We start from the raw sequence: 7,810 nt of genomic DNA on the forward strand, positions 1-7,810 counted from the left end.
CGGGCAGTCTACAGGGTTTCCAGCTTGGCCAGCACCTGTTCCAGGGCTGACCCGACGGGAATCTTCGCCGCCTCGCTTTCGCGGCGGGCCTGCAATTCCACCACACCGTCGTTCAGGCCGCGTTCTCCAACTGTTACGCGCAATGGCACCCCGATCAGTTCCCATTCGGCGAACATGACCCCGGGCCGCGCGTCGCGGTCGTCGAGAATGACATCCACCCCGCGCTGGCGCAGCGCCTCATACAGTTTTACACTTTCGTTACGAACAGTTTCATTTTTGCCCCAGCCGACGGGGCAGATCACCACCTCGAAGGGCGCGATGGCGCGCGGCCAGACAATACCGCGGGCATCGTGGTTCTGTTCGATGGCCGCGGCGGCGATGCGGGTGATCCCTATGCCATAGCAGCCCATCTGCAGGGTGGCCGGCTTGCCGCTCTCGTCCAGGAAGGTCGCCTTGAGCGCGTCGGAATACTTGGTGCCCAGGAAAAACACGTGGCCCACCTCGATACCGCGCTGGATCACCAGTGTGCCCACGCCGTCGGGCGAGGGGTCGCCGGCCACGACATTGCGCAGGTCGGCCACCAGTTCGGGTTCGGGAAGGTCGCGGCCCCAGTTGGCGCCGGTGTAGTGGAAGTCTTCGCGATTGGCCCCGCAGACGAAATCGGCCATGTGGGCCACCGTGCGGTCGGCAATCACTTTTACGGGCAGGGCGGTGCCTATGGGGCCCAGATAGCCCGGCTTGCAGCCGAAATGCGTCACGATTTCTTCTTCGGTGGCAAAGCGGAAGTCCGCCAGGCCGGGCAGCTTGCCCGCCTTGATTTCATTGAGTTCATGGTCGCCGCGCAACAGCAGCAGCCAGACCTGCACCTTGCCGGGCTCGGGCTCGGTGGCCAGAACGATGGATTTCAAGGTGCGTTCCAGCGGCAGGCCCAGCAGGGCGGCCACGTCGGCGCATTTGGCGGCGCCCGGCGTGGGCACGGCCTGAAGGGTTTCGCTGGCCGGGGCGCGCTCGGCCAGCAGGCAGGGGGCTTCGGCCAGTTCGATGTTGGCCGCGTATTGGGTATCCGGGTTGTACACCAGCAGGTCTTCGCCCGTGTCGGCAATCACCTGAAATTCGTGGCTGCGCGAGCCGCCGATGGAGCCGGTGTCGGCGGCGACCGCGCGGAACTCCAGCCCCAGGCGTTGAAATATGCGAATGTACGCCTCGTACATCTTGTCGTAGCTGCGCTGCGCCCCGGCCTCGTCGCGATCGAATGAATACGCGTCTTTCATGGTGAATTCGCGGCCCCGCATCAGGCCGAAGCGCGGGCGGCGTTCGTCGCGGAACTTGGTCTGTATATGGTAGAAGTTCAGCGGCAACTGCCGGTAGCTGTGGATTTCGTTGCGCACGATATCCGTGATGACTTCTTCAGACGTGGGCTGCAGCACGAAATCGCGCTGGTGGCGGTCTTTGATGCGCAGCAGTTCGGGGCCGTACTGCACCCACCGCCCCGATTCCTGCCAGAGCTCGGCCGGCTGAACCACCGGCATCAGCAGTTCGATGGCGCCGGCGGCGTCCATCTCGGCGCGCACGATGGCTTCGACCTTGCGGATCACTTTGAGGCCCAGCGGCATGTAGGTGTAGATGCCGCCGGCCAGCTTGCGGATCATGCCCGCACGCGTCATCAGCTGGTGGCTGGCGACTTCGGCCTCGGCGGGGGCCTCTTTCAGGGTGTTCAGATGGTAGGTGGATGCGCGCATATTAAAAGGTGGCTACAGATACGTATAATCGACCGTAATTGTATTGAATTCGGTGGGGGTGGCCCATGCTCGATCGTGAAGGCTACCGTCCCAATGTCGGCATTATTCTCGTCAACAGCAAGAACGAGGTCTTTTGGGGCAAGCGTATCCGGGAACACGCCTGGCAGTTCCCGCAGGGCGGCATCAAGTACGGCGAAAGCCCGGTGCAGGCCATGTATCGCGAACTCCATGAAGAAGTGGGCCTGAAGCCCGAACATGTCCGCATTTTGGGGCGCACACGCGATTGGCTGCGCTATAACGTGCCTGATCATTTTGTCAGGCGCGAGTGGCGCGGCCACTATAAAGGTCAAAAACAGATCTGGTTCCTGTTGCGCCTCGTGGGCCGCGACAGCGACGTATGCCTGCGCGCGACGCAGCACCCGGAGTTCGACGCCTGGCGTTGGAGCCAATACTGGGTGCCGCTTGACGCAGTCATAGAGTTCAAGCGCGAAGTCTATACCCTGGCGCTCAACGAACTCGCCAGCATCCTGTTCCGGCGCCAGCACGAAACGCGTTATCTGCGCCAGCGGGTGCATGGCCAGGGGCGTGCGGCCGACGGCATGCCCGCCGAGCCTGACGGTCATGCGCATATTGCTGGTTGAAGACGAACTCGAAATGGCGTCCTGGCTGGTCCGGGCGCTGGCGCAAAGCGGTTTTACCCCCGACCATGCGCCCGATGCCCGCACGGCCGAATCCCTGATGGCCGCCAACGAGTACGACGCGATCGTCATGGATCTGCGGCTGCCCGACAAACACGGGCTGGTGGTCCTGCGCGACATGCGCGGGCGCAGCGACCACACTCCCGTATTGCTGCTCACGGCACAGGGGGCGCTGCAGGATCGCGTGCGCGGCCTGAACCTGGGCGCCGACGATTTCCTCACCAAGCCGTTCGCGCTCGAAGAACTCGAGGCTCGCGTGGCCGCGCTGGTGCGCCGCAGCCGCGGACGCCAGGCGCCCCGCCTGCAATGCGGTTCGCTTTCTTATGACGGCGAAAGCCGCGCCTTTACGCTCGACGGCAACCTGCTGTTTCTCACGCCGCGCGAACATGCGGCCCTGGCCGCCCTGCTTACCCGCAGCGGGTTTCCGGTAGACAAGACCCAGCTGTTCGACAAGGTGTTCACCCAGGACAGCGAAGCCAACCTCGACGCCATCGAGGTCGTACTGCACCGCCTGCGCAAGAAGCTTGCCGGCAGCGACGTACGCATCGTCACGGTGCGGGGGCTGGGCTACATGCTTGAAAGCGTCGCCAGTGAGCCTTCCGGAACCTAAGCGCTTCCCCTGGCGCGTGGCGGGCATACGCACGCTTCTGATCACGCTATTGCTGCCCGGCGTGATCCTGCTGCTGGTCATCGACAGCTGGAACGACTATCGCACCCTGGCGACGATCACCAACGAAGCGTACGACAGCGCGTTGCTGGAACCTGCCCGGGTGTTGGAAAGCAGCATCGAATTTACCGGGGAGGGCGGCCTGATGGTTGCCGCTCCGGTGTACGCACAGGTCATCCTCGAATCCACGGCGGGCCTGCGCAAGTACTTCAGCATCGAGGAAATCGACCCGCCCACCCCCGAAGGATGGCGCCAGGTTCCGCCCGCCGGCAGGCTCGTGACGGGCATGCCCGAACTGCCGCGCCCGCCGCAATGGCCGTCCGAGCGCGGCGAGCCGGTATTTTTCAACAGCGTCTACCGCAACGACCCCGTGCGCGTCGTCGCCTTGGTTCGCGACTTGTACTACCGCGGCGGGCACCGTCAGGTGCTGATTCTGGTGGCCGAAAGCATAGGCCGCCGGCTGCAAGTGGAAAGCGCGGCCCGCCGCCAGGAATTGCTGCGCGACGCGCGCATGCTGGCTTTGGTCGCCATTCTGGTGTGGTGGGGGGTGGCGTGGTCGCTGCGTCCGCTGAGCCGCCTGCGCAACGACATCCGTGCACGCCCTCCCAACGACCTCACTCCGCTGGATGCCAGCCGCGTGCCCAACGAAGTCATACCGCTGGTAGAAGCCGTCAATCACCACGTCGAGCGGCACCGGCGCATGCTGGACGAGCAATCGCAGTTCCTTGCCGATGCGTCGCACCAATTGCGCACGCCGCTCGCCATCATGCTGACCCAGGCCCAATATGCCCTGCGCGAACCCGACCCGCAACGCGCCCGCGAAGGCCTGCGGGCAATTGTCGACCAATTGGGGCGCACGCGCCGGCTTACCGAACAGCTGCTGTCGCTGGCCCATGCCAGCCAGGGCGGCCCGAGCGCGCGTGAGCTGCTCGACCTGAACGAGCTCGCGCGCGATGTCGTGCTGCAGTACCTGCCCCTCTCACACGAAAAACATCAGGATCTGGGATGGGCGCCGGCATCCCGCGACGAATCCGATACCGGCCAGCTGGTAGTGCCGGTCATGGGCAGCAATGTCGAGTTGCACGAGGCGCTGTCCAACCTGGTACATAACGCCATTCACTATGCCCCTGGCGGCGCCCGCATCACCGTGTCGGTCAGGCGGCAAGACGGCTACGCCGAAGTCGCGGTGTCCGACAACGGCCCGGGTATCAGCGCCGGCGCCCGCGCGCGCGCCTTCGCCCGCTTCGATCGTGTCGAGCCGGGCCGGCTGGCGGGTTCGCCCGGCTCGGGGCTGGGGCTGTCCATTGCCCGGGCCTATGCCCGGCGCAATGACGGCGAAATCGAATTGCGTGATGGCGAGCCGAACGGGCAAGGCGGCGCCGGCCTGGCCGCGGTATTGCGCTTGCCGCTGGCAGATCCCGCATATCCCGCAGCCCCCGTGCCCGGAACGGCCGCGGAGTCCTGAGCGGACGCGCGCCGCTATGCCGCCTGCTCTACCCGCGCATACATATCGGGCAGGCGCCCCGAGATAAAGTCCAGCAGGGCCCGCACCGCAGGGCTCATGCGGCGCGATGGGTAAATGCAATGCACGATGCCCGTGGGCGAACGCCAGTCCGGCAGCACCTGCACCAGCGAGCCGCGGCGCACCTCGTCATAGGTGGCCACCATGGGCAGCAGGCTGATGCCCCGGCCGCGCACCGCGGCTTCGGTCAGCACAATGAAATCGTTGCAGCACAACTGCGGCTGCAGGGTAATGATCTCTTCTTCGTCTTGCCGGTTGCGCAACGGCCATCGCACTTCAACCTGCGGCTCGCTGAAACTCAGAATGTTGTGCGATTGCAGCTCCTGCGGGGTGGCCGGCACGCCGTGGCGCTGCAGATACGCGGGGCTGGCCACAATGCTGCTGCTGGCCATGCCCAGATGCTTGACCACCAGCTCGGCGTCGGTGTCCAGCCGCGTCCGCACCCGCAGCGCCAGGTCCACGCCTTCGCGTATGAGATCCACCCGCCGATTGGTCGCCAGCACCTGCACCGACACTGACGGCCACGTGTCCAGGAATTCCGGCAACAGCGGCGCCAGCATTTGCTGGGCAATGGCCACGGGGCAACTGATCACGACAGGCCCGCTGGGCTCGGACTGCAATTGCCGCATGGCATCTTCGGCGGCACGCGCCGATGCCGTCACTTCGCGGCAATAGTGCAGATAGCGCTCTCCGGCCAGGGTCAGGCGCAGCCGGCGGGTGGTTCGCTGCAGCAGACGCACGCCCAGCGTGTCTTCCAGCTGTGAAATGCGGCGCGACAGCCGGGATTTTGGAATATCCAGCGCCCGGGCCGCGGCACTGAAACCGCCATGCTCGACCACTTGGGAAAAGTAAAACAGGTCATTCAGATCTTGCACGGAGTACTCCCGCTACTGTTCTATAAACGGAACAAGCAGTTCATCTTAACCGGGTTTATGCAACGAATCATCTTCCTTAAAGTGAAGGCATGTCATTGCGCCGCACGGCGAAACCGGAGAGTTCCCCATGAAAACCTTAGTGATCCTTGCTTCCATCCTTGGCGACCGTTCCAATTCCCGCAAACTGGCCGACCACCTCATCCAGCAGGTGCGCGCTATCGAGCCCGACGGCTCTGTCCGGCTGCGCGACCTGGGGCAAGATCCCGTACCTTACTTTGACGGCGCTACGGCGGGCGCCCTGTTCACGCCGGCCGACCAGCGCACAGAAGCGCAGGCTGCCATCGTCGCCAAGAGCGATGAGCTGGTGAATGAATTGTTCGACGCCGACCGTATTGTGTTCGCCGTGCCGGTCTATAACTTCGGGCTTCCGGCTCAGTTAAAAAGCTATATCGACTATATCGCCCGGGCGGGACTGACCTTTCGATACAACGCCCAGGGCGTGCCCGAAGGGCTGATACGCGGCAAGCAGGTCGTGGTGCTGGGCGCCCGGGGCGGCAAGGCCGAAGGCACGGCGGACGACACATTGTCGCCCTACCTGAAACAGGTATTGGCCTTTGTCGGGTTGGCCGATCCGGCGTTTATCTATGCCGAGGGCATGGCGATGGGCGATGCTGCGGCCCACGAAGGCCTGGCCACCGCCAGGCAGCGTATTGATGCGTTGCTCGGCGCGCCCGGGCAGCAGCGTCTGGCGGCCTGAGGTCTGCCGGGCGGCGCGGGCGGCCGGCATGCGGCCCGCGCCTCGCCCCATCAATCGCGCAGTCGCGTAATCAGGCTGGATGTATCCCAGCGGCCGCCGCCCATTTTCTGTACGTCGCCGTAGAACTGGTCGACCAGCGCGGTCACCGGAACACGCGCGCCATTGTTGCGGGCTTCGGCCAGCACCAGGCCCAGGTCTTTGCGCATCCAGTCCACGGCAAAACCGAAGTCGAACTTGTTGTCCACCATGGTGGCGCCGCGGTTTTCCATTTGCCAGCTCTGGGCCGCGCCCTTGCTGATCACATCCAGCACCAGCTTCATGTCCAGCTTCGCTGCCTGCCCGAAGGCAATCGCCTCGGACAGTCCCTGCACCAGGCCGGCGATGCAGATCTGGTTGACCATCTTGGCCAACTGGCCCGCGCCCGGCGGCCCCACCAGGGTAACGGCGCGTCCATAGGCCTGGGCCAGGGGTTTGATCGCCTCGAAGGCGTCGGTATCGCCGCCGCACATTACAGTCAGCACGCCGTTGACGGCGCCGGCCTGCCCGCCCGACACGGGCGCGTCTACAAATTGCAGTTGCTTGCCGCGCGCCACCCCGTACAGTTCGCGGGCAACATCCGCCGACGCGGTGGTGTGATCGACAAAAATCGCGCCTGGCGCCATGCCGGCAAACGCGCCGTTTTCGCCCAGTACCACGCTGCGCAGATCATCGTCGTTGCCGACGCAGGCGAACACGACCTGCGCGCCGGCGGCCGCCTCGCGCGGCGTGGCGGCGCTTTGCCCGCCGAATTCCGCCGTCCATGCCTGCGCCTTGGCAATGCTGCGGTTATACACCGTCACCTGGTGGCCCGCCCGCGCCAGGTGTCCTGCCATGGGAAGCCCCATGACGCCCAGGCCGAGGAAAGCAACTTTCTGGGATACGACTTTTTCGTAGTCCCGCGTACCGATCGATGCCATTCAAGTCTCCGGTAGTGCAAGGTGAAAACCTGAACGTTACCGCAATCCCTCGCTCCAGCGGTGAAATCCGGAGGATGCCCGGGCGGCGCACGGTATAAAGAAAGCCGGCCCTGGCAAGGGCCGGCTGGTATCCCTGGCGTCCGGTGCGCGGCGTGCGCCCGCACCGGCATTGCTGGGGTCAGTCCTCTTCGACGAAGGTTTCTTCGCGCTTCTTGCGGATGGACGGCAGGGCCACCAGCACCACCAGCACCACCGCCGCGGCAAGCAGCGAGGCCGACAGGGGGCGCTCGACGAAGGTAAGGAAGTCGCCGCGCGACAGCAGCAGGGCGCGGCGGAAGTTCTCTTCCATCATGGGGCCCAGCACCAGGCCCAGCAACAGCGGGGCGCCTTCGCACCGCAGCTTGGCCCAGAGGTATCCCACCACCCCGAACGCGGCCGTCGTGTAGATGTCGAACACGTTGTAGTTCAACGAGTACACGCCGATGGTGCAGAACACCAGGATGGCCGGGAACAGGATGCGGTAGGGCACGCGCAGCAGCTTGACCCACAGGCCGATCAGCGGCAGGTTCAGCACCACCAGCATCAGGTTGCCGATC

General features: G+C 64.9%; 8 protein-coding genes. 4 read left to right on the plus strand and 4 right to left on the minus strand.

The window, feature by feature from the left end:
• Nucleotides 1-8: 8 nt before the first annotated feature.
• Nucleotides 9-1,739, minus strand: coding sequence for a proline--tRNA ligase (locus tag CAL18_RS01830; protein WP_094795891.1), 1,731 nt, complete (start codon nucleotides 1,737-1,739; stop codon nucleotides 9-11).
• A gap of 65 nt (nucleotides 1,740-1,804) precedes the next feature.
• Here CAL18_RS01830 and CAL18_RS01835 point away from each other — a divergent pair, with 65 nt between their 5' ends.
• From CAL18_RS01835 to CAL18_RS01845, 3 genes are read left to right on the plus strand one after another with little or no spacing between them, the layout of a single operon-like run.
• Nucleotides 1,805-2,380, plus strand: a complete 576-nt coding sequence (locus tag CAL18_RS01835; RefSeq protein WP_026639284.1) for an RNA pyrophosphohydrolase — start codon at nucleotides 1,805-1,807, stop codon at nucleotides 2,378-2,380.
• Nucleotides 2,361-3,047: a response regulator gene (locus CAL18_RS01840; protein ID WP_094795892.1), complete on the plus strand. Its 687-nt coding sequence runs from the start codon at nucleotides 2,361-2,363 to the stop codon at nucleotides 3,045-3,047. The genes CAL18_RS01835 and CAL18_RS01840 overlap by 20 nt, the downstream gene beginning before the upstream one ends.
• A complete protein-coding gene (locus CAL18_RS01845) occupies nucleotides 3,028-4,569 on the plus strand; it encodes a sensor histidine kinase (RefSeq protein ID WP_094817219.1) in 1,542 nt (513 codons plus the stop codon). The genes CAL18_RS01840 and CAL18_RS01845 overlap by 20 nt, the downstream gene beginning before the upstream one ends.
• 14 nt (nucleotides 4,570-4,583) lie before the next feature.
• Here CAL18_RS01845 and CAL18_RS01850 read toward each other — a convergent pair whose 3' ends face one another.
• On the minus strand, nucleotides 4,584-5,501 hold the full coding sequence (locus tag CAL18_RS01850) for a LysR family transcriptional regulator (RefSeq protein WP_026639281.1): 918 nt from the start codon (nucleotides 5,499-5,501) through the stop codon (nucleotides 4,584-4,586).
• A gap of 127 nt (nucleotides 5,502-5,628) precedes the next feature.
• Here CAL18_RS01850 and CAL18_RS01855 point away from each other — a divergent pair, with 127 nt between their 5' ends.
• A complete protein-coding gene (locus tag CAL18_RS01855) occupies nucleotides 5,629-6,258 on the plus strand; it encodes an FMN-dependent NADH-azoreductase (protein ID WP_094817220.1) in 630 nt (209 codons plus the stop codon).
• Between the two features lie 50 nt (nucleotides 6,259-6,308).
• Here the strand turns inward: CAL18_RS01855 and CAL18_RS01860 are convergent, their stop codons facing one another.
• Nucleotides 6,309-7,214, minus strand: coding sequence for an NAD(P)-dependent oxidoreductase (locus CAL18_RS01860; RefSeq protein ID WP_094795895.1), 906 nt, complete (start codon nucleotides 7,212-7,214; stop codon nucleotides 6,309-6,311).
• Between the two features lie 178 nt (nucleotides 7,215-7,392).
• Nucleotides 7,393-7,810, minus strand: a 418-nt coding sequence (locus CAL18_RS01865) for a tripartite tricarboxylate transporter permease (protein WP_170940270.1), incomplete at its 5' end; no start/stop codon positions are given.

This window comes from Bordetella genomosp. 7, from assembly GCF_002261415.1.
In the GTDB taxonomy this organism is placed as follows: Bacteria; Pseudomonadota; Gammaproteobacteria; order Burkholderiales; family Burkholderiaceae_B; genus Bordetella_A.

Bases quoted from the DNA above. Each gene is read 5' to 3' on its own strand.
- CAL18_RS01830 (WP_094795891.1), bottom strand. From the start codon at position 1,739: ATGCGCGCATCCACCTACCATCTGAACACCCTGAAAGAGGCCCCCGCC.
- CAL18_RS01835 (WP_026639284.1), top strand. From the start codon at position 1,805: ATGCTCGATCGTGAAGGCTACCGTCCCAATGTCGGCATTATTCTCGTC.
- CAL18_RS01840 (WP_094795892.1), top strand. From the start codon at position 2,361: ATGCGCATATTGCTGGTTGAAGACGAACTCGAAATGGCGTCCTGGCTG.
- CAL18_RS01855 (WP_094817220.1), top strand. From the start codon at position 5,629: ATGAAAACCTTAGTGATCCTTGCTTCCATCCTTGGCGACCGTTCCAAT.
- CAL18_RS01860 (WP_094795895.1), bottom strand. From the start codon at position 7,214: ATGGCATCGATCGGTACGCGGGACTACGAAAAAGTCGTATCCCAGAAA.